The sequence below is a fragment of the Bradyrhizobium sp. SUTN9-2 genome, from assembly GCF_003122645.1.
GTDB lineage: Bacteria > Pseudomonadota > Alphaproteobacteria > Rhizobiales > Xanthobacteraceae > Bradyrhizobium > Bradyrhizobium yuanmingense.
Map to the genome: position 1 here is coordinate 5,672,754 of NZ_LAXE01000001.1, position 20,174 is coordinate 5,692,927.

General features: G+C 67.2%; 18 protein-coding genes and 1 riboswitch. Of the genes, 9 read left to right on the forward strand and 9 right to left on the reverse strand.

Annotation, left to right across the window (positions count from 1 at the left end; all coding sequences use genetic code 11):
• Nucleotide 1 precedes the first annotated feature (1 nt).
• Genes XF30_RS26330 through XF30_RS26350 form a run of 5 tightly spaced genes read right to left on the reverse strand, consistent with a single transcriptional unit; the run spans nucleotide 2 to nucleotide 6,459 of the window.
• Nucleotides 2–631, reverse strand: a complete 630-nt coding sequence (locus tag XF30_RS26330; protein ID WP_109144292.1) for a precorrin-8X methylmutase — start codon at nucleotides 629–631, stop codon at nucleotides 2–4.
• Nucleotides 631–1,794 (reverse strand): precorrin-3B synthase, encoded by a 1,164-nt coding sequence (gene cobG, locus XF30_RS26335; protein ID WP_109144293.1) that lies wholly within the window; start codon nucleotides 1,792–1,794, stop codon nucleotides 631–633. Before cobG ends, XF30_RS26330 begins: the two co-directional genes overlap by 1 nt.
• A complete protein-coding gene (cobN, locus tag XF30_RS26340) occupies nucleotides 1,791–5,039 on the reverse strand; it encodes a cobaltochelatase subunit CobN (protein ID WP_109144294.1) in 3,249 nt (1,082 codons plus the stop codon). The genes cobG and cobN overlap by 4 nt, the downstream gene beginning before the upstream one ends.
• The gene (cobW, locus tag XF30_RS26345; RefSeq protein WP_109144295.1) at nucleotides 5,039–6,088 is read right to left on the reverse strand and encodes a cobalamin biosynthesis protein CobW; all 1,050 of its coding nucleotides are present in this window, start codon (nucleotides 6,086–6,088) and stop codon (nucleotides 5,039–5,041) included. The genes cobN and cobW overlap by 1 nt, the downstream gene beginning before the upstream one ends.
• A complete protein-coding gene (locus XF30_RS26350; RefSeq protein ID WP_109145854.1) occupies nucleotides 6,085–6,459 on the reverse strand; it encodes a DUF1636 family protein in 375 nt (124 codons plus the stop codon). The genes cobW and XF30_RS26350 overlap by 4 nt, the downstream gene beginning before the upstream one ends.
• A gap of 94 nt (nucleotides 6,460–6,553) precedes the next feature.
• Nucleotides 6,554–6,775, reverse strand: a riboswitch (cobalamin riboswitch).
• A 40-nt stretch (nucleotides 6,776–6,815) separates the two neighbouring features.
• Here XF30_RS26350 and cobO point away from each other — a divergent pair.
• Entirely contained in the window at nucleotides 6,816–7,451 is a 636-nt protein-coding gene (gene cobO / locus XF30_RS26355) for a cob(I)yrinic acid a,c-diamide adenosyltransferase (RefSeq protein ID WP_109144296.1), read from the forward strand.
• A gap of 7 nt (nucleotides 7,452–7,458) precedes the next feature.
• The gene (locus tag XF30_RS26360) at nucleotides 7,459–8,907 is read left to right on the forward strand and encodes a cobyric acid synthase (RefSeq protein ID WP_109144297.1); all 1,449 of its coding nucleotides are present in this window, start codon (nucleotides 7,459–7,461) and stop codon (nucleotides 8,905–8,907) included.
• Here XF30_RS26360 and cobD read toward each other — a convergent pair.
• Nucleotides 8,896–9,861 carry a threonine-phosphate decarboxylase CobD gene (gene cobD / locus XF30_RS26365; protein WP_192893259.1) on the reverse strand — a complete coding sequence of 322 codons (966 nt, stop codon included), beginning with the start codon at nucleotides 9,859–9,861 and terminating at the stop codon, nucleotides 8,896–8,898. The genes XF30_RS26360 and cobD overlap by 12 nt on opposite strands.
• Before the next feature lie 11 nt (nucleotides 9,862–9,872).
• Entirely contained in the window at nucleotides 9,873–10,814 is a 942-nt protein-coding gene (gene cbiB / locus XF30_RS26370) for an adenosylcobinamide-phosphate synthase CbiB (RefSeq protein ID WP_192893260.1), read from the reverse strand.
• Nucleotides 10,815–10,934: 120 nt separating this feature from the next.
• On the opposite strand from cbiB, the gene cobU reads away from it, so the two are divergent.
• The 5 genes from cobU to XF30_RS26395 all read left to right on the forward strand — a co-directional run bounded on the left by cobU (nucleotide 10,935) and on the right by XF30_RS26395 (nucleotide 16,700).
• The gene (cobU, locus tag XF30_RS26375) at nucleotides 10,935–11,438 is read left to right on the forward strand and encodes a bifunctional adenosylcobinamide kinase/adenosylcobinamide-phosphate guanylyltransferase (RefSeq protein ID WP_109145855.1); all 504 of its coding nucleotides are present in this window, start codon (nucleotides 10,935–10,937) and stop codon (nucleotides 11,436–11,438) included.
• Nucleotides 11,435–12,217 (forward strand): adenosylcobinamide-GDP ribazoletransferase, encoded by a 783-nt coding sequence (gene cobS, locus XF30_RS26380; RefSeq protein WP_109144300.1) that lies wholly within the window; start codon nucleotides 11,435–11,437, stop codon nucleotides 12,215–12,217. The genes cobU and cobS overlap by 4 nt, the downstream gene beginning before the upstream one ends.
• 4 nt (nucleotides 12,218–12,221) lie before the next feature.
• A complete protein-coding gene (gene bluB / locus XF30_RS26385) occupies nucleotides 12,222–12,854 on the forward strand; it encodes a 5,6-dimethylbenzimidazole synthase (protein WP_036023480.1) in 633 nt (210 codons plus the stop codon).
• 121 nt (nucleotides 12,855–12,975) lie between these two features.
• Nucleotides 12,976–14,010 carry an ABC transporter substrate-binding protein gene (locus XF30_RS26390; RefSeq protein ID WP_109144301.1) on the forward strand — a complete coding sequence of 345 codons (1,035 nt, stop codon included), beginning with the start codon at nucleotides 12,976–12,978 and terminating at the stop codon, nucleotides 14,008–14,010.
• A complete protein-coding gene (locus tag XF30_RS26395) occupies nucleotides 14,007–16,700 on the forward strand; it encodes a hybrid sensor histidine kinase/response regulator (protein ID WP_109144302.1) in 2,694 nt (897 codons plus the stop codon). The genes XF30_RS26390 and XF30_RS26395 overlap by 4 nt, the downstream gene beginning before the upstream one ends.
• 188 nt (nucleotides 16,701–16,888) lie before the next feature.
• Here XF30_RS26395 and XF30_RS26400 read toward each other — a convergent pair whose 3' ends face one another.
• A complete protein-coding gene (locus tag XF30_RS26400; RefSeq protein WP_225141367.1) occupies nucleotides 16,889–17,416 on the reverse strand; it encodes a DUF3224 domain-containing protein in 528 nt (175 codons plus the stop codon).
• Between the two features lie 358 nt (nucleotides 17,417–17,774).
• Nucleotides 17,775–18,704, reverse strand: a complete 930-nt coding sequence (locus XF30_RS26405) for a LysR family transcriptional regulator (RefSeq protein ID WP_192893261.1) — start codon at nucleotides 18,702–18,704, stop codon at nucleotides 17,775–17,777.
• Nucleotides 18,705–18,832: 128 nt separating this feature from the next.
• Between XF30_RS26405 and XF30_RS26410 the strand changes: the two genes are divergently transcribed.
• Together XF30_RS26410 and XF30_RS26415 are read left to right on the forward strand one after the other, a co-directional pair.
• On the forward strand, nucleotides 18,833–19,771 hold the full coding sequence (locus XF30_RS26410) for a ring-cleaving dioxygenase (RefSeq protein WP_109144303.1): 939 nt from the start codon (nucleotides 18,833–18,835) through the stop codon (nucleotides 19,769–19,771).
• Nucleotides 19,768–20,174, forward strand: a 407-nt coding sequence (locus tag XF30_RS26415) for an alpha/beta hydrolase (protein ID WP_502696140.1), incomplete at its 3' end; no start/stop codon positions are given. The genes XF30_RS26410 and XF30_RS26415, both read left to right, overlap by 4 nt.

Consider the following 20,174-nt stretch of genomic DNA (forward strand, 5'->3'; position numbering starts at 1 on the left):
GCTATTCGCTCCGGCTTGCCAGCGCGTTCACGGCAGCAACCGTGATGGCGGAGCCGCCGAGGCGGCCTTCGACGGTGAGCGCCGGTGCCGGCGGATCGACCATCAGCGCGGCCTTGGATTCGGCCGCGCCGACGAAGCCGACCGGACAGCCGATGATCGCAGCCGGCCGCGGGCAGTCGCGATCCTCCAGCATGTTGAGCAGATGAAACAGCGCGGTCGGTGCATTGCCGATCGCGATGATCGCGCCATCAAGATGCGGCCGCCACAGCTCCAGGGCCGCGGCCGAGCGCGTGTTGCGCATGGACTGCGCCAGCGCGGGCACGGCGGGATCGCCGAGCGTGCAGATCACGGCATTGGCCGCGGGCAACCTCGCGCGCGTAATGCCTTCGGACACCATGCGCGCGTCGCACAGGATCGGCGCGCCCTTCTGCAAGGCCGCGCGCGCGGCAATCGCCATATCAGGGGTGAAACGGATATGCGCCTCGAGGCCGACCATGCCGGCGGCATGGATCATCCGCACCACCACCTGCTCCTCGTCCGACGTGAAGCGCGCGAGATCGGCCTCGGCCCGGATGGTGGCAAAGGATTGCCGGTAGATCACAGCGCCGTCGGTCTCGTAGGTGTGCGGCATCAGTTCCCTCCGACCAGGATGGAGGGATCGCTGACGATGTCGGCGCCGTTCAGCCCGCGCAGGACCGGCGCGTCGCGGGTCGAGCCGTCGCGGACGAGATCGAACCCGGCGCGCGTCGCAATCAGGGTAACCGCAGCCGCGCCGGAATGGGCGCAGCCCTTGCCGCAGCCGGAGACGTGGAGTCGCGCGTCGGCGGGGATGCTCGGCGCCAGCGCCGCGGCCAGCGCGCGCGTATCGGCATGGGCCTCGCGGCAGCGCGGCGCGCCGCTGCAGGCGATGACGCGCAGCGCCGGATCATGGGGCCTGGTGATGAGCCCCGCCGCGCTCGGCATCTCGCGCTTGCCCTCGCTCAGCACCATCCGCCAGGGCGTCATGCGCAGCGCATGGCCGCAAGCAGAGAATTGATGCAGCGTCGCGTGCAGCATCTGCCCGAACGCCACCCCGACCATTGCGCCTTGCGGATAGTGCCCGGGACGCACCGCGGCCATCACCGGCGCAGGCTCGGTCTCGCCGCGCAAGGATTGAGGCAACACGGCGCCGGATGCGATGTGGGCTGCCATGCGCCCTCGCCCGCCGTTTGCACCGCCGGAGATGATGAACCAGCTTGCGAGCGCCAGCGCCGCGCTCACGGCCTGTCCGCGTTCAACGGAACGACCGAGCTTGGCGCCATCGGCCCGCACCAGGAGACCGCCCGAGCGGTCGCGCTCGATGCGGATGTCGGCGGAATCGCCGGCGAGAACACGCGACCGCCCGTCATCGATGGCGAAGCCGAACTTGGTGGGAAGCGCCAGGCCAGAATCGGCAAGCGCCTCCTCGAGCTCCGCGGCGAGCGACTGCGTTTCGTCGCCGTTGCTCCAGAACGGCGTCACCAGGATGTTGCGCCTGGCTTCGATGTCGGCGTCGGGATCGAGCAGCGCCAGTTGCGCCAGACCATCGAGCAACGGCCGATGGCCGTCCTCCTGAACGCCCCTGATCTGCAGATTGGCCCGGCTCGTGACGTCGATTAGACCGTTGCCGAAGCGCTCGGCGAGTTCCGCAAGCCCGGAGATTTGTGGTGCTTCAAGGCGTCCCCCGAACGGACGCACGCGCACCACGAGCCCGTCGCCCGATTGCATCGGGCGCAGCGCGCCGGGACACCAACCCTTGACCGTGGTCGCGCTCATGAGGCCTCCCGCAGCGCCGCTGCAATCGAATTGCGGCGGGTTCGCCAGAGCGAGGCTTCGCGCAGGCGCGTGAAGCAGGTTTCCATCGCGGCGAGTGCGGACGGATTTTCGTGCGCCATGAAGGCGCGGACGTCGTCGTTGCCGAGTGTCGCGTCGTAATAGAGGTCGAACAGATGCGGCGGCACCGCGCCGGCGAGATGCGCGAAGGCGGCCATGTGCTCCAGCGTCGCGGTGATCTCGGCGGCGCCGCGGAAACCGTGGCGCATCATGCCGGAGATCCAGGCCGGATTGGCCGCCCGTGCGCGAACGACGCGCGAGATCTCTTCCGTCAGCGTGCGCGCATGCGGCTCGCCGGGCCGCGTCGCATCGAGGTGATAGAGCGACGGCACGCCTGCGCCGAGGTTCGCGGCTGCCGCGGCGATGCCTGCCTCATGCGCGGCATAATCGGCGGCCAGCAGCAGATCGGTTTCGGGCAAGTCCTGGACGTGGACAAAAGCGTCGGCGGACGCGAGACGCTGTTCGATACCTGCGCGATCCGGCTGCATCGCGCCATCGGCAGAGAACGCCCAGGACGATGCCGACAGCCACGCTTCGCCTGCGGCCTCGCGCGTGTCCGGCGTGAAGGCATCCGGGATCGCCGAGAGCCCGACGCCGTATTGTCCGGGCCGCGGCGCGAACACGCGGGACGCACGCTGGCGATAGGGATTCTCATCGCCCTCGTCCTCGCGCGCGGCGAGCGCCTCGGCGGCGGCTTCGAACAATTGCGCCAGCCCTGCGAAGACATCGCGGAACAGGCCGGATACGCGCAGCGTGACGTCGATGCGCGGACGGCCGAGCTCGGCCGGGGCGATGATGTCGTAACCGGTGACACGGCCGGAAGCGTGATCCCAGCGCGGCGCGAGGCCGGCCAGATGCAACGCCATCGCGAACTCTTCGCCTGCGGTGCGCATCGTCGCCGAGCCCCAGAGATCCACCACGAGGCCCTTCGGCCAGTCGCCGTGATTCTGCAGATGACGGCGCAACAGCTCTTCGGCGAGTTTTATCCCCTGCGCATGCGCCGACGGCGTCGGCACCGCACGCGGGTCGACGGCGAAGAGGTTGCGCCCTGTCGGCAGCACATCCTGACGCCCGCGATACGGGGAGCCCGACGGCCCGGGGGCAACGCGTTTTCCGGCGAGCACGGAACGCAATGCATCGCGCTCCGCTTCGCCGCAGGCACCGCGGCCGAACACGTGCAGGCCATCGCCGAACTGGCTCTCCTTGAGATCGCAGACGAAGCGGTCGATCCGCGGGATGGCTTCGGCCGGTGCGGCCATTGCATCGAGGCCGAGATCGTCTTCGAGACCCGCCGCCCGCGCCTCGTCACGGATCGCCGCGATCAGCCGCTGGCGGCGCGCGGGATCGAGACCATCGGCGGTCGAATATTCGTCGAGCAGCCGTTCGAGCCGACGAAGCCCCTCCGGCACCGCGGATGTCTCAAGCGGCGGCGGCAGATGGCCGATCGTGACCGCGCCGATGCGCCGCTTGGCCTGCGCGGCCTCGCCGGGATCGTTGACGATGAAGGGATAGATGACGGGGACATCGCCGATCAGCGCTTCCGGCCAGCACGCTTGCGACAGCGCCACGGATTTTCCGGGCAGCCATTCCAGCGTGCCATGTGCGCCCATATGCACGACAGCATCGCAGCCTTGCTGCCTGAGCCAGAGATAGAATGCGACATAGGCGTGGCGCGGCGTGCAGGCGAGATCGTGATAATCGGCATCGCGCGAGGCCGCGTCGCCGCGCTCGGGCTGAACCGCGATGACCGACCGGCCGCACGCGATGGCGGCGAAGTGGAACGCACCATCGCGGCAGCTCGGGTCGTTTTCCACCGCGCCCCAGGCGCGCGCGAGATCGTCCTGCAAGGATTGCGGCAGGCGCGACAGCCCCGCTCGATAATCGGCGACGCCCCAAGTCAAACTCTGCTTCAACAGTGTCTCGCCGAGCGCATCAACCGGCGCAACGTCGAAGCCGACCTCAGCGACATCGGAAATCAAAGCCTCGACCGACGCCAACGCATCAAGACCAACGGCGTGCGCGATCTGATGCGGACGGCCCGGATAATTCGAGAGCACGATTGCCAACCGCTTCTCGCCGGCGGGCTTCTCCGCGAGGCGACGCCAAGCCGCGACGCGCATGGCAACGGCGTTGACGCGCTCTTCGTCGGGCCTGTGCGCTAGATGCGCGAATTGCAGATCGGGATCGCGCTGACCGGCCGATTTGAAACTCACCACGCCGGCGAACAGGCGGCCGTCGACCTCCGGCAGCACGACATGCATCGCGAGATCGCCGGGCGACAGGCCACGCAGTGATTCCGCCCAATCTTCGCGCCGCGCCGTCGAGAGCGCGACCTGGAACACCGGACAGAATGCGGCATCGAACGGCGTCGTGCCGTCATCGCCAAGGGCCGAGAACGCCGTCGCATTGACGATCGCCGCCGCAGGATGTTGTGCCAGATGCGCGCGCAGCCAGTCGGCAGCGCCCGGCGCCTTCAGCGAGGTGACGAACGCGCCGTAGGCGTCAAATCCCTTCTCGCGCAGCGCCGCAATCAAGGCGTCGACGGGCCCCGTATCGGCGGCGGTGAGATAGGAGCGATAGAACGTCACGAGTGCGCGCGGCTTGCCCTCGCCGCCCGCCGGCGCGGCAATGACGCCGCGCGCGGGATCGTAGAATCCCATCTCGGCCACGGTCATCTCGCCGATGACCGGGCCGGCATAGAGGCCCGAGGCCAGCGCGAGCTGCGCGATCGCGGCTTGCGCGGCGACCGGGCCACCGGAGTCGCAGAGCACCTTGAGCCGCCGCAGCGTCGAGACCGGCAGGGTCGAGTACGCATCCAGCCGCGCGTCGTCGCGGCCGTCCGCCGGCAGCACGGCGAGCACGATGTTGCGCTCTTGCGCGAGTTGCTGGAGCGCCGCGAGCCCGTATGCCCAATAGGACTCCCCGCCGATCAGGCGCACGAATATGCCCCGCGCCTGCGACAGCGTCCGTTCGATATAGGTGTCGACCGACAGCGGATGACGCAGCTCCGCGAGATTGGCCAGCCGCAGCGACGGCAGGCTGCCCCGACCGCGGCGCCAGCCGGCCGCAAACGCGGCAAGGTCGGAATCCGAATACGAGAGCACCACGAGATCGGCCGGGTCCTGGCCGATGTCTCTTGGCGTCGCGGTCTCCTCGAGACCGCGGCTCTCGCGGAAGACGACGTGCATCAGATGCCAGATCCTGAAAGACCAAGTCCTGCCTTGATGGCGGCCTCGTCGATATCGCCATGCTCGCCGATCACGACGAGCTTCGACTGTCTGAGACCCGCGCCCCAGGGCTTGTCGAACTGATGGCGCACCCGCTCGCCGACCGCCTGCAACAACAGGCGCATCGGCTTGCCAGCGACCGCGATGTACCCCTTCGCCCGCAGCACGTTCTGCTCGCGCGCCAGTTTCTGGACCGATGCGACCAGCGCGTCGATGTCGGCGACCTCCGGAAGGTCAATCACGACCGAGGCAAAATCATCGTGCTCGTGCTCCTCCTCGCCGTCATGATGCGATGGCCGCGCGGCGAGATCATTCTCGGCGGCAGCGCCGAGGCCGAGAATGACGCGCGCATCGATCGCACCGTCGGTGACCGGCAGCATCGGCACGCGGCGCGGCATCTCGGCGGTGATCGCCGCTTTTGCGGCTTCGATTCCGGCTGCGCCCGCAAGATCGGCCTTGGTCAGCAGCACGATGTCGGCGCAGGCGATCTGGTCCTCGAACACTTCCGACAGCGGCGTTTCGTGATCGAGATTGTCGTCCGCCGCGCGCTGCGCTTCCACCGCAGCCGGATCCGGCGCGAAGCGGCCGGCGGCGACAGCCTCGGCATCGGCCAGCGCGATCACGCCGTCGACCGTGATGCGCGAGCGGATCTCCGGCCAGTCGAACGCCTTCAGCAGCGGCTTTGGCAGCGCCAGGCCCGAGGTCTCGATCAGGATGTGATCGGGCCGCACCGGACGCGCCAAGAGTTGCTCCATGGTTGGAATGAAATCGTCGGCGACGGTGCAGCAGATGCAGCCATTGGCGAGCTCGACGATGTTCTCCTCCGGGCAGTTCGCATCGGCGCAGGACTTCAGGATCTCGCCGTCGACGCCCTCGCTGCCGAATTCGTTGACGAGCACCGCGAGCTTCTTGCCGCCGGCGTTGCTGAGCAGATGCTGGATCAGCGTCGTCTTGCCGGAGCCCAGGAAACCCGTGACCACCGTAACCGGGACTTTTGCGAGCGAGTTCATTCAGCGGCCTCCGGCACGACGGTAACAGGGGGAATACGGGCAAGCGACTGCTTGCGGAAGATTTCGGGACGGCTGCGCCAGGGCACGATTCCGTCGGGCGTCGCCGCGTAGGCCGCAGCACCTGCGACCACGTCCTGCGCATTCGCATCGGACAGGCGGCCATAGACATAGGACCAGCGGCCGGGCGCGCTGAGCGCGACCGAGCAGCCCTGGCTGCACGCCGACAGGCATTCGACGGGAACCACGCTGACGCCCTCGGGCACGCCGGCCTCGAGAATCGCGCCATGCAGGCGCTTGCCGGGCGTCGTCTCGCCCTCGCCAAGCGTCTGGCCGGCGCGGCAGGTGATGCAGACATGAAGTGTGACGGTCATCGCCTCTTCCAGATAACAGCGGGAGGCGATGAGGCGCACGGACCATTCTCCTGAAGGCCCGCTTCCCCGTCGCGGAACACCCCGTCCGCCGGTCCAAAACTCGTCCGCGCTGGCAGGTCTCCCGGCTTGCGGAGCAGGGTTTTGGCCCTTCGATCCCCGCCTTCCCGATCCCAAAAGGAATCAGTGGCTTCGGGCATCTCTCCGGTCACGGTCGCGGGGGCGGCTGCAGTTTGGACCCAAATCTTTGCGGATTCGGACCCTATCGCATTCCCTCTTCGCCTGTCATAGGACAGGAACCAACGCCAGGCCACCATTTGCCGGTGGCCGCCACTTGTCAAGCCGAAGGACCGGGACCGATGACGCCTGAACCGGAAACCCACACGACCGAGGAAACCGACGCCCGCCACGCCGCCAAAATGGCGAAGAAGAAGGCCGCTCGCGACAAGATCATGGCGACCAAGAGCGGTGAAAAAGGCCTGATCATCGTCCACACCGGCGCCGGCAAGGGAAAATCCTCCTCGGCCTTAGGCATGATCGTCCGCTGCGTCGCGCATGGCTTCCCTTGTGCGGTGGTGCAATTCATCAAGGGCGCCTGGGATACCGGCGAACGGCGCCTACTCACCGGCCATTTCGGCGAACTCTGTCAGTTCCACGCGATGGGCGAAGGCTTCACCTGGGAGACCCAAGACCGCACCCGCGACATCGCTGCCGCGCGCGCCGGCTGGGAGAAAGCCAAGGAGCTGATCCTCGACGAGCGGCTGCGCATGGTCGTGCTCGACGAGATCAACATCGCGCTGCGCTACGACTATCTCGACATCGCCGAAGTCGTCGAATTCCTGACGACGCAAAAGCCTGCGATGACGCATGTCGTGCTCACCGGTCGCAACGCCAAGGACGAGTTGGTCGAGATCGCCGATCTCGTCACCGAGATGACGCTCGTGAAGCATCCGTTCCGCTCCGGCATCAAGGCGCAGGCCGGCGTCGAGTTCTGAAGTCATCATGGCACGCGCGCTGATGATCCAGGGAGCCGGCTCGGACGTGGGCAAGTCGCTCATCGTCGCCGGCCTCGCGCGCGCCTTTACGCGCCGTGGTCTGCGCGTGCTGCCGTTCAAGCCGCAGAACATGTCGAACAACGCCGCGGTCACCGTCGATGGCGGTGAGATCGGCCGCGCCCAGGCGCTGCAGGCCCTCGCCGCCGGTGTCGAGCCGCACACCGACATGAACCCGGTGCTGCTCAAGCCCGAGACCGATGTCGGCGCGCAGGTCGTCGTCCACGGCAAGCGCATCGCGACCGCACGCGCGCGCGACTACGCGGCGATGAAGCCGTCGCTGATGGGCGCGGTGCTGGAGAGCTTTGAACGGCTGAAGGCGCGGGCCGATCTGGTGCTGGTCGAAGGCGCCGGCAGTCCGGCCGAGGTGAATTTGCGCAAGTCCGACATCGCCAATATGGGCTTTGCCCGCAAGGCGAATGTGCCGGTCGTGCTGGTCGGCGACATCGACCGTGGCGGTGTCATCGCCCAGCTGGTCGGCATCAGGACGGTGATCGACCCCGACGATGCCGCGATGATCTCTGGCTTCGTCATCAACAAGTTCCGCGGCGATCCCACGCTGTTCGACGACGGCTACAGGCTGATCGAGCAAAAGACTGCATGGCGCGGCCTCGGCGTGCTGCCCTGGTTCCCGCGTGCCGGCGAGCTGCCGGCCGAAGACGCGCTCGGCCTGCGCGATGCGCGCAAGCCGGGCCAATGCAAGATCGCCTGCCTGGCGCTATCGCGCATCGCCAATTTCGACGATCTCGATCCTCTCAAGCTCGAGCCGGGCGTCGATCTCGTGATGGTGCGCCCGGGCGAGGCGATCCCGGGCGACGTGCGCCTCGTCATCATCCCTGGCTCAAAATCCACCCGCGGCGACCTCGCCTTCCTGCGCGCGCAGGGCTGGGACGTCGACCTGTTCGCGCATTACCGCAGGGGCGGCCATGTGCTCGGCCTCTGCGGCGGCTATCAGATGCTGGGACGCAGCGTCACCGACCCCGAAGGCATCGAAGGACCTGCGGGCGACACGCCGGGCCTCGGGCTTCTCGATGTCGAGACGGTGATGAGCCCGCAAAAGACCCTCACGCGCGTTACGGCCGTGCATGCCGCGACGGATCAGCCGATCCAGGCCTACGAGATCCACATCGGCCGCACCGACGGCCCGGATCGCGCCCGCCCCTTCGCCAAGCTGGACGGCGAGGCGGAAGGCGCGATCTCGCGCGACGGCCGTGTGCAGGGCAGCTATCTGCACGGCCTGTTCACCTCAGATGATTTCCGCAAGGCCTACCTCGCCAAGCTCGACATTCCCGCGGGCGACGAGCCCTATCACGCTAGCGTCGAGAGCGCGCTCGAGGCGCTGGCCGATCACATGGAAAAGCATCTCGACGTCGAAGGCCTGCTCGCGCTAGCGCGCTAGGGCCTCGGCAAGGCGCGTCCATTCGGCTTCGCTGCCGGGGAGCCCGAGGCGCAGCCATGTCGGCTGTTGCGCGAACACGCGGGACCAGATGTGGCTGCGCGCGAGCCTCTCCTGCGCAGCCACCGCGTCAGCCGTTTCGTACAAGCGAAACAGCGGTGTGCCGCCGATGAGCCGCCAGCTTCGCGAATGCGCCATCGCATCGAGGCGAACACAGTCGCGCGCGAGCCGCGCCGACGTCGCCTCCGCCCAAGCCTGATCGCGCAAGGCACGACAGCCGATTTCGATCGCCGCGCCCGAAACAGGCCATGGACCCGACACGGCGGCAAGCTTGTCGATGTCGGCGGCATGACCGATGGCGAAGCCGAGCCGCAGGCCGGCCAAGCCATAAAACTTTCCGAACGACCGCAGGATCAACAGTCCCGGTCGATCCGCGTCGGGTGCAAGCGACAATTGCGGAATCGGGTCCGCAAAGCTCTCGTCTACGACGAGACGGCCGACGCGCGGCAACAGCGCGAGCAGATCCTTGCGCGAATGGCACCGCCCGTCGGGATTGTTGGGATTGACGACGATGGCGAGGTCCGCACCCGCCAGCGCATCGAGCTCGGCAACCTCCTGGACGTCCCGGCCGGCGGCCGACAGGACGCCGGCATATTCATTGTAGGTCGGCGCGAGGATACGCGCGCGCCCGGGCGCCGCGAGTTGCGGCAGCAATTGAATGGCGGCCTGAGCACCGCCCATCGCAACGATCGGTGCGCTCGTGCGGTAGCCGTGCCGCGCCGCCTGATGCAATGCCTCGATCTCGGCGCGTGACGGCAGCGCGCTCCACGCGCGTGCGCTTACCTCGCCCACGGGAAAGGGCATCCGGTTGATCCCGGTCGACAGATCGATCCAATCCTCTGCGCGTCCGCCGAAACGCCGCTGGGCCAGATCGAGATTTCCACCGTGCTCGCGCATGCCCCGTTGTTTCACGCGAAAGCCAGGATCGCAAGCACGCCGGCGACCAGCAGCATGGCGCGGCGATAGACTGTCAGCGCCTCGGTGATATCGGCGGCGCGCGGATCGCGCGCACCCTCGTTCAGCCAGGGCTCGTTGGTCGCGTTGCCGTGATAGATGCGGGGGCCGCTGAGCCGCACGCCGAGTCCGCCCGCCATCGCCGCTTCCGGCCAGCCGGCATTGGGCGAGCGATGCCGGCGCGCATCGCGCGTCATGCACGCCAGCGCGTCCGATCTTCGCGGCGCCAGCAGCACGACCAGAAATCCGGTCAGCCGCGCCGGGATGAAATTGGCGACGTCGTCGATGCGCGCTGCCGCCCAGCCGAAGGCTTCGTGGCGTTCGCTGCGATGGCCGATCATGGAGTCCAGCGTGTTGATCGCCTTGTAGCCGAGGATGCCGGGCAAGCCCAACAGTGCGCCCCAGAACACCGGCGCCACGATGCCATCGGAGGCGTTTTCGGCAAGGCTCTCGATCGCCGCGCGCGCGATGCCGGCTTGATCGAGGCTTGCGGGATCGCGGCCGACGATGCGCGAGACCGCTTCGCGCGCGGCGGCGACGTCGCCGGCCAGCAAGGGCGTGGCCACGGCAGCGACATGATCGTGCAGCGAGCGCAGCGCGACCAATGGCCAGGCCAGGATGCCAATCAGCACGATCTGGATCCAGCCCGAAGGAAGCAGTGATTGCAGCGCCCAGCCGAGCGCCGCGGAGAGCGCGATCACCGCAAGCGCGCCCGCAACGCCCGCGGCTCGGCGCAACGCCGGCGGATCGGACGCGCGATTCAAGGCGGTGTCGATGCCGGCAATCAGCCCGCCCAGCCAGGTGACGGGATGCCCGATCCGCGCGAACAGCCACGCCGGCCAGCCCAGAAGGGCATCCACCGCCATCGCCACCACCATCGCGCCCGCAAAGTCCACATCTAGCTCCTGTCCCGCCCCTGTTGCGCAAGACGGCGGCCGAGTGCAAGCCCCTCGCTGCCTGATTTCGGCTTTGTCTTTGGCCGCGTTTGATGATTAGTGCTGCGGCAGGAGACCTTTATGGCCATCATCTTGATCACCGGCGGGGCGCGATCGGGCAAGAGCACCCGGGCGGAGGCGCGCGCGCGCAGCTTTGCCGGCCAGCCCGTCTACGTCGCGACGGCCGAGGCGCTCGACGGCGAAATGCAGGAACGCATCGCAAGACATCGCGCGCGGCGCGGAGCCGATTGGATCGAGCGCGAGGTGCCGCTCGATCTCGTGCCCGCGCTGCTCTCGACCGAAGGTGGCGGCGCGAGGCTGGTGGACTGCCTGACGCTGTGGCTCTCCAACCTGATGCATGCGGCGCGCGATTGGGAGCGAGAGGTGAGAGAGCTCGCCGACACGCTGCCCCGCCTCAACAGCCCCGTCGTGCTCGTCACCAACGAGGTCGGCCTCGGCATAGTGCCCGACAACGCGCTGGCGCGCAGCTTCCTCGATGCCGCCGGAATCATGAACCAGATCATTGCCGGTGTCGCCGACGAGGTCGAGTTCGTCGTCGCCGGCCTGCCGTTGAAGCTGAAATGATCCCGCGCGCCGAGCACCTCAAGGACATCCTCGCCGATCTCAAGATGGCGACATCGTTCGTGACGATCCTGCCGGTGGCATTCTCGAAGCCTGCGGGCGACGGCGCCGTTGCGCGGGCAATGTGGGCGCTGCCGGTCGCGGGACTGCTGGTCGGCCTCGCCGGCGCCCTCACTTACAAGATCGCCATTCGCTTCGGACTGACGCCGAGCCTTGCCGCCCTCCTCGTGCTAGCCACGACCGCCCTCATCACCGGCGCGCTGCACGAGGACGGACTTGCCGACACCGCGGACGGCCTCGGCGGCGGCCGCACGCGCGAGCGCAAGCTCGAGATCATGCGCGACAGCCGGATCGGGACCTATGGCGTCTGCGCCCTGATCCTATCGTTCGGCCTGCGCTGGAGCGCGCTTGCGACGATCGCAAATCCATGGGCCGTCATGCTCGCGCTGTGCGCGGCGCACGTTGCTGCCCGTGCCGGCCTGCCGGCCTTCATGTGGCTAGTCCCGTCGGCGCGGCCTGATGGCCTCTCTGCCGGCGCCGGGGCGCCGCCCGGGCGCAGCGTGGCCATCGCCTTCGCGCTTGGAACGCTTGCGCTTGCCCTGACGTTGGGGCCGGGCAAGGCGCTGGTCGGCCTGATCCTGCTGTCACTGGCCGGCCTGCTGCTGGCGCGGCTTGCCATCCGCCAAATCGGGGGGCAGACCGGCGACATCCTCGGCGCGTTCGAGCAGACGGGCGAGATCCTGATCCTGCTGGTGGCGGCGTCCTTCCAAATGGGGCGATGACCTCATGGTCGAATTCGACGATAGCTTCCGCCAGCACTTACGCGAGCTGTTCGTGTGGCGCCGCGACGTGCGCCGCTTCCGCAGCGATCCGCTGCCGGAGGGGGCGATCGATCGCCTGATCGAGACCGCCTGCCTCTCGCCTTCGGTCGGCCTCAGCCAGCCCTGGCGCTTCGTGATCGTCAATGATGCTGCAACGCGCCGCGCCGTGGTCGAAGATTTCAGGACGTGCAATGCCGACGCGCTGAGCTGCTACTCCGGCGACCGCGCCGCACGCTATGCCACCTTGAAACTGTCCGGCCTCGAGCAGGCGCCCGGCCATCTTGCCGTGTTCGCCGACAAGGGCAGCGACATCGGCCACGGCCTCGGCCGCGCGACCATGCCTGAAACGACGGAATATTCCGTGGTCGCCGCCATCACCGCGATGTGGCTCGCCGCCCGCGCCGAGGGCATCGGCCTCGGCTGGGTGTCTATACTGAACCCTGCGCGCATGCACGCTGTTCTCGACGTGCCTGACAGCTGGAAGTTCATCGCCTATCTCTGCATCGGCTATCCCGAGATCGAGTGCGACCGGCCCGAGCTGGAGCAGGCGAAATGGGAGCAACGGCGCAGCGCGGACGCGTTCACGCTGCGGCGCTAGGCCGCCGGGCACCAGATCGAAAGCCTGCGAACGAACATTCACATGCGCCTTTCGCCGATTGTGGGCACCCCGCTTTCGCGCTAAGCATCGAGCAAAGCAAGGCGATCGTGCAACGTAGTCCATGACGGGGCGATCTTTCGTTTCCTCGGCGGTCAATCGCCGCGGCTTCATTCGCCTCGCGACTGCGTCGGTCGCGGGATGGATCGCGCTCGGCGCAACCGACAATCGCATGCGGATCGTCGCCTCACTCACCGCATTGCCGCTCGACGACGAGCTGACCAGACGCGGCATGATCGACAGCGCAAGCTCTCGCCTGGGCAACCTCGTCGCCGGCTTGCGGCAGCGCGGCTGGGTCGAAGGCGTCAACTTCCGCCTCGAGCTCCGTTCCACCTTCGGCGCGCCGGACCGGCTGAAGATGGCCGTCCAGGAATTGCTCGACCTCAAGCCGGACGTGATCCTGACGGGGTCGACGATCGAGACCGCCGCCGTCCTTGCCGCCACCAAGACCATCCCGGTCGTGTTTGCGACCGCGAACGATCCGGTCGGCAACGGCTTCGTCGAAAGCCTCGCGCATCCCCGCGGCAACGCCACCGGCTTCACCAACAGCAGCGCCGAGATGGGCGGCAAGTGGCTCCAGCTGATCCGCGAGGCCGTGCCCGACGTCGCGCGCGTCGGCATCCTGTTCAACCCCGCGACCACGCCGCGCGGCGGACGCTTCTTCCTCGAATCGATCGAGCAGGAGGCTGCCGCATCCGGCGTCTCCGTGATCCCCGCGCCCGTCAACGCGCCCGCGGAGATCGACGACGCCGTCAAGCGCTTTTCCGAACTGCCCAAGGCGGCGATGGTGGCGCTGGTCGACAGCTTCCTCGTGGTCAACCGCAAGGCGGTGGTCGCGGCCGCCGCCAAATACCGCGTGCCCACGATCTATCCGTTCCATTACTTCATCGATGCCGGCGGGCTGATGAGCTACGGCCCAACGCTCGAGGTGCGCTCGGCCGATTACGTCGACCTGATCCTGCGCGGCACCAAGCCCGGCGACCTTCCAGTGCAATCGCCGCGCAAATACGAGCTGTTGATCAACCGCACGGTCGCCCGCTCGTTCGGCTTGACGATCCCGTTCACGCTGCTCGCGCGCGCCGACGAGATCCGCGAGTGAACGATCCCGGCGACCAGGAACCTTCGCGCACGCCTTCCGGCCGGCTGTTCAGGAAATATCTCTACTCGATCGTCGCCCTCGCCTTCGCCGCGCTCGCCATCAACACCAGCTTCGACGTCTGGTTCTCCTATCGCGAGCAGAAGCAGCTGCTGGCGGCGACCCAGCGCGAACAGGCCGCCTCCGCAGCGATTCAGATCGGCCAGTTCATCGGCCAGATCGAGAACCAGATCAGGTGGCTCGCGCGCCTGCCGCCGGAGCTGTCGACCCACGAGGACGAGCGGCTGAACGCCATCCGCCTCCTGCGCCTCTCGCCTGCGATCGCGGAGATCGCCCAGCTCAATTCGGAAGGCCGCGAGCAGCTGCGCGTATCGCGCCGGATCGCCGACAAGGTCGGCAGCAACGCCGATCTCTCCGCTTCAGCCGCCTTCCGCGGTGCCAATGACAGCCGGGCCTATTACGGTCCCGTCTATTTCTTCGGCGACACCGAGCCCTTCATGACGCTCGCCACGCGCGGCACCGGGCGCGCTCCCGATGTGATCGTCGCCGAGGTCAATCTGCGCTTCATCTGGGACCTCGTCACGGGAATCAGGGTCGGCAACACCGGCAAGGCCTATGTCGTCGACCGCATGGGCGTGTTGATCGCGCATCCCGATTTATGGCGGGCGCTCCAGCGCAGCGATCTCTCCGGCCATGCCGACGTCCGCGCCGCGCTCGACGGCATCGGGCCGCCTTCGGGCGGCCTCGTCAAGGAGGATCTCTCCGGCCAGCGCGTGCTGTCGACCTATGCGACCGTGCCCTCGCTCGGCTGGCTGGTGTTCGTCGAGCTGCCGCTTACCGAAGCCTACGCGCCGATCTATGCCTCGATCGGCCGCTCGACCTTCCTGCTCGTGATCCTGCTCGCCTGCGCGGTGCTGGTCTCGCTCATTCTCAGCCGGCGCATGACCGTGCCGATCCAGCTGCTGACCCAAGGAGCCAGGCGGATCGGCAGCGGCGACCTCAACTCGCGGCTCGCGATCAAGACCGGCGACGAGCTGGAGGCGCTCGGCGAGCAGTTCAACCGCATGGCGGCGCATTTGCGCGAATCCTACGCCACGCTCGAGCGCAAGGTGATCGAGCGCACCTCCGAGCTGGAGAAGGCCCGCGACCACGCGCTCGCCGAGCACGACGCCGCCGAGCGCGCGCGCCGCGCGGCGGTCGCGGCCAATGAGACCAAGTCGCGCTTCCTCGCCGTCGTCAGCCACGAGCTGCGCACGCCGCTCAACGGCGTCATGGGCGTGCTGCAACTCTTGGACGACGGCAGCCTCAGCGAGGCCCAGCGCCGCCATCTTGCCACCGCGGCGGCGTCGGGCGAAACGCTGATCGCGCTGGTCGATGCGGTGCTGGAATATGCGCGCCTCGAGGCCAGCACGGAAATGCTGGAGACGCGCGACTTCCGTCTCGACCAGCTCATCGAAGCCGCCGGCGACCTGATGCGTCCGCAAGCCCTGGACCAGGGCCTGAGCTTCGATCTCGCCTGCGATGACACGGTCGACACCGCCGCGCATGGCGATCCCGTCAGGCTCAACCGCATCCTGCTCAACCTGATCGGCAACGCGATCAAGTTCACCCCGAGCGGCGGCATCGGCGTGAGCGCGGCAACCGAGCGGCGCGGCGATCACCTCCTGCTGTGCATCATCGTGCGCGACACCGGCATCGGCATCGCGCCCGAGCTGCACGAGCGGATTTTCGAGGATTTCGTCCAGGCCGACGACAGTATCGCGCGCCGCTTCGGCGGCACCGGCCTCGGCCTTGCGATCGCGCGCCGCCTCACCCGCCTGATGCGCGGCGAGCTCAAGGTCGAGAGCGCGCCCGGCGCGGGCAGCACGTTCACGCTCGAAGTGCCGCTCGGGCTTGCCGGAAGCAGCGTGGCGCAAGGCGCGCTTGCGCCGCCGTCGCGGCAGCTCCGCGTGCTTCTGGTCGACGATGACCCCGTCAATTGCGAGGTCGGCGCAGCGATCCTGCACCGGCTCGGCCACCACACGACGATCGCCAGGAACGGCGCCGCAGCCGTCGAGCTCGCCCGCGATCAGGCCTTCGACGTCATCCTGATGGATCTGCACATGCCCGACATGGACGGCGTGGAGGCGGCCTTCCGGATCGGCGAGCTCGGACTTGCCAAGATGCCGCGCCTCATCGCCGTGACCGCCGACGTCTCCGGCCGCGCCCGCGATCGGCTTGCCGGCGCCGGCATCGCCAAGGTCGTCAGCAAGCCGATCCTGGTCAACGCGCTGCGCGAGGCGATCGAGGATGATCTGGTGGCCGAGCCGGCAGCCGCGCAACGCCCGGCGACCGAACTGATCGATCGGCCTTTCCTCGACGACCAGCGGGAGCTGCTGGGCGCCGCGCAAATCCACAAGCTCCACCATCTGCTCCAGCAGACGGGAGAACGATTGATCCACGACATCGCCGACGCCGCGGCGGCGGGCGATCACAAGCACCTCGCACGATCCGCGCATCAACTTGGCAGCGCGGCAAGTGCGCTCGGCCTCGTCCGCCTGTTCGAGCGCAGCCGCGACGTCGAGCTGGCGGCACCCGCGATGTCACCTGCCGAACTCGACAGTGCCGCACGCGAACTCGCCGAGATTCGACAGGCGTCGATGCAAGCGCTGAATGATCTGCTTGAACCTGCCGGACAGCAATCTGTCAGCTAGATTTGCGCAGGTCGGAGCTCCCAAGCGTTCTCTCCTGCGGCACCAGCGGCTGGCCAAGCGGAAAGATCAATCCCACGACTCCAGCCGGTTCTTCAGCAGGTCGCCCGGCCGGCGCTGTGTTTCCGGCCGGGGCAGCGCGCCCCCCAAGAGATCAACTACCTTCGTGCGGGACCTGTTAGCATTCGCTATCACGAGCCCGAAGTTTTAACGACCAGCTTTATGTTGAGCAGGTTGACACCCTTGAATGGGTTCGGCGCGCTTTCGATGGTTCCCGTACCCGTTGCATTCGCGTAGGCACCAGTGCCCGACAGAATCGTGTATTCGCCCGTCGATTTGCCGTCTTTGGCCGATCCGGTGTAGCGCGCCGTAATCGAGCCTTCCTCGAACGTGTAAGTGCTATAGCCGAAGAAGGGGCCAGACCCTTTGAGCTGGTCCGAACTATTGACGAACTCTTTCACGCCGATACGGCCATCGCTGAAGACGGCCACTCCGAAGAATTTCCCGGACACGACCGTCTGTCCTTCAACGTTTGCGGCCTCTATGACCTTGAGGTCGAGCGGCTTGGTGACGAGCTTGAACTCGAGCACCCGCTCACCGGCTACGGCGGTTGACGCCGCGACGGCCAATGCCACACCAGAAAGGAAAAAGGTGAGAGACTTCCGCATAGCTTCCTCCTGCGCTTGTTGAAACCAAGTCGAGAAGTGCGGGCGACTCATCGAGCCAGGCTCTTCGCGGTGGCACGGAAGAGAGCCCTCGGCAACGCCCGACAGCGGCTGAACTCTCTCTGTCCTGAGGCGAAGTCGGGACGCGAATATGAGTCCCAAGCCACGGGAAGAAAGTTCAAGTCTCCGTTGCGATATAATCTTATCCAGCCACTGCGCGGGACTCTCAGCAGAGGCACAATCATCATGGCCTCTGCTGGTTGCCGGACTTCATCTTATCATTCGCGCAAGAGTAATTCCGAGGAATCACTGTCAACAACGCTGACAATGGGAGAACCCATGCCACTCACAATTTCAGCGGCAGAGTCCCTAGACTGGCGCTGCGAGCCGTTGCCCCGGCAGATTCGTGGCTTCACGACCCAGCCTCCGCACGTCTGCGCCCGCCAACTTCCTCATCCTCCCGCCCGAACCGCTCGACCAGAAAATCGATGAACAGCCGCACCTTCACCGACAGATGCCGCGTCGGCGGATAGACCGCATAGAGCGCTAGCGGCGGCGCGGAATAATCATCCAGCACTGTCCGCAACTCGCCTTTCCGCAACGCATCGGCCGCAATGAACTCCGGCAGCAGCGCCAGTCCCCTGCCCTTGATGGCGACATCGCGCAGCACCTCGGCATTGTTGACGCAGAGCGACCAGGCCGGCTGGATCCAGTGGTCGCCGTCGTTGCCTGTGAGCTTCCACTGATTGCCCGTCAGCAGGAAGCCGTAGGTCAGCGAAGCATGCTCGCGCAAATCCTGCGGATGTTTTGGCGTGCCGTGCCGGGCGAGATAATCCGGCGACGCACAGATCATGCGCGCCACCGGCATGATCTTGCGCGCGATCAGGCTGGACGATTCCAGCTCCGCAATCCGCAAGGTCACGTCAAAGCCGTCCTGCACGGGATCGAGCAGATCGTCGCTGAGCACGATCTGGAGCTGCAGCTCCGGGAAGCGCGCCATGAAATCGGCGAGCACGGGCCCGAGGCGCATCGTGCCGAACGACATCGGCGCGTTGACGCGGAGCAGTCCCCGCGGCGCCGATTGCGCCTGCGTCACCGCTTGGTCCGCCGCTTCGATCTCCGAGAGGATCACGACCGCGCGCTCGAAATAGCGCTGGCCGTTCTCGGTCGGGCTGGCGTGCCTTGTGGTGCGGTTCAGAAGCTGGACCCCGAGGCTCTCCTCGAGGTCGGCGATGTACTTGCTGATCGCCGAGCGCGACAGCCGCAGCTGCCGACCGGCCTCGGCAAAGCTGCCGCTTTCCACCACCTTCACGAAGGCCCGGAGGCTGCCGAGCTTATCCAAGGGGTCGCCCCGTCGATTGTTTCCAAATCGTAGACATAGCCGTCATATTTGCATGGATTGTCTCCAATCCAAAGCGGAACGATATTTCCGGCCAGAGCAAGACCGCTCCCCGAATTTGGAGGACGACAATGTCTGGACTGCACCATGTCACCGCGATTGCTGGCGATCCCATCCGCAATTTCGGCTTCTACACGCGGGATCTTGGCCTGCGCTTCGTCAAGAAGACGGTCAATTTCGACGATCCCGGCACCTACCACTTCTATTATGGCGACGAGACCGGCCGCCCCGGCACCATCTTGACCTTCTTTCCGTGGGCCGGCGTCTCGGCCGGCCGCCGCGGCGTCGGCGAGACCCATCAGACCGCCTTCCGCGTGCCGCAGCGCTCGCTCGGCTACTGGACGCAGCGCTTCACCGAGAAGGGCATTCGGTACGAGGCGCTGGAGAAGCGCTTCGGCGAGTCCGTCCTGCCGTTCACCGATCCTGATGGCATGGCGCTCGCGCTGGTCGGCATTCCCGGCGCCGAGAATGAGCCCGGCTGGAGCAATGGCGACGTGCCGGCCGAGCATGCGATCCGCGGCTTCCACGGCGTGACCCTGCTGCTCGACAGCGCGGCGAAGACGGCGGCCATCCTCACCGACGTGTTCGGCTTCAAGGAGAGCGGGCGTGAGGGCTCGGTGATCCGCTTCAAGGCACCCGGCGATGCAGAGGGCAGCGTCGTCGACATCTACGAGGCCAAGGGCTTCTTGCGCGGGCACCAGGGCGGCGGTTCGGTGCACCACATCGCCTTCCGCGCGGCCGACGATGCCGAGCAGGGCCAGATGGCCGCGAAGCTCGTGAGCAATCACGGCCTGCACCCGACCGAGCAGCGCGACCGCAACTACTTCCGCTCGATCTACTTCCGCGAGCCTGGCGGCGTGCTGTTCGAGATCGCGACCGACATCCCCGGCTTCGCGGTCGACGAGCCCGTGGCGAGCCTCGGGCGCGAGCTGAAGCTGCCTGCTTTCCTCGAACCGCACCGTAAGCAGATCGAGGGCGTTCTGCCGAATCTGGAAGAGACCGCGTCATGACGGAGACTGCATTCATCCATCGTTTCGAGCCCGCAGGCGACGCGGGCTCTCCACCTCTGCTGCTGCTGCACGGCACCGGCGGCGACGAGAACGACCTGCTCGGCCTCGGCAAGATGATCTCGCCCGGCTCTGCCCTGCTTTCGCCGCGCGGCCGCGTGCTCGAGCACGGCATGCCGCGCTTCTTCCGCCGTCTCGCCGAAGGCGTGTTCGACGAGGAGGACGTGCGCCGTCGCGCGCACGAGCTGGGCGAGTTCGTCACAGAGGCGCGGCAACGCTACGGCCTCGCCGCGCCGATCGCAGTCGGATTCTCCAACGGCGCCAACATCGCGGCCGCGCTGTTGCTGCTGCAGCCGGACGTGCTGGCCGGCGCGATCCTGCTGCGCGCGATGGTGCGGTTGTCGGA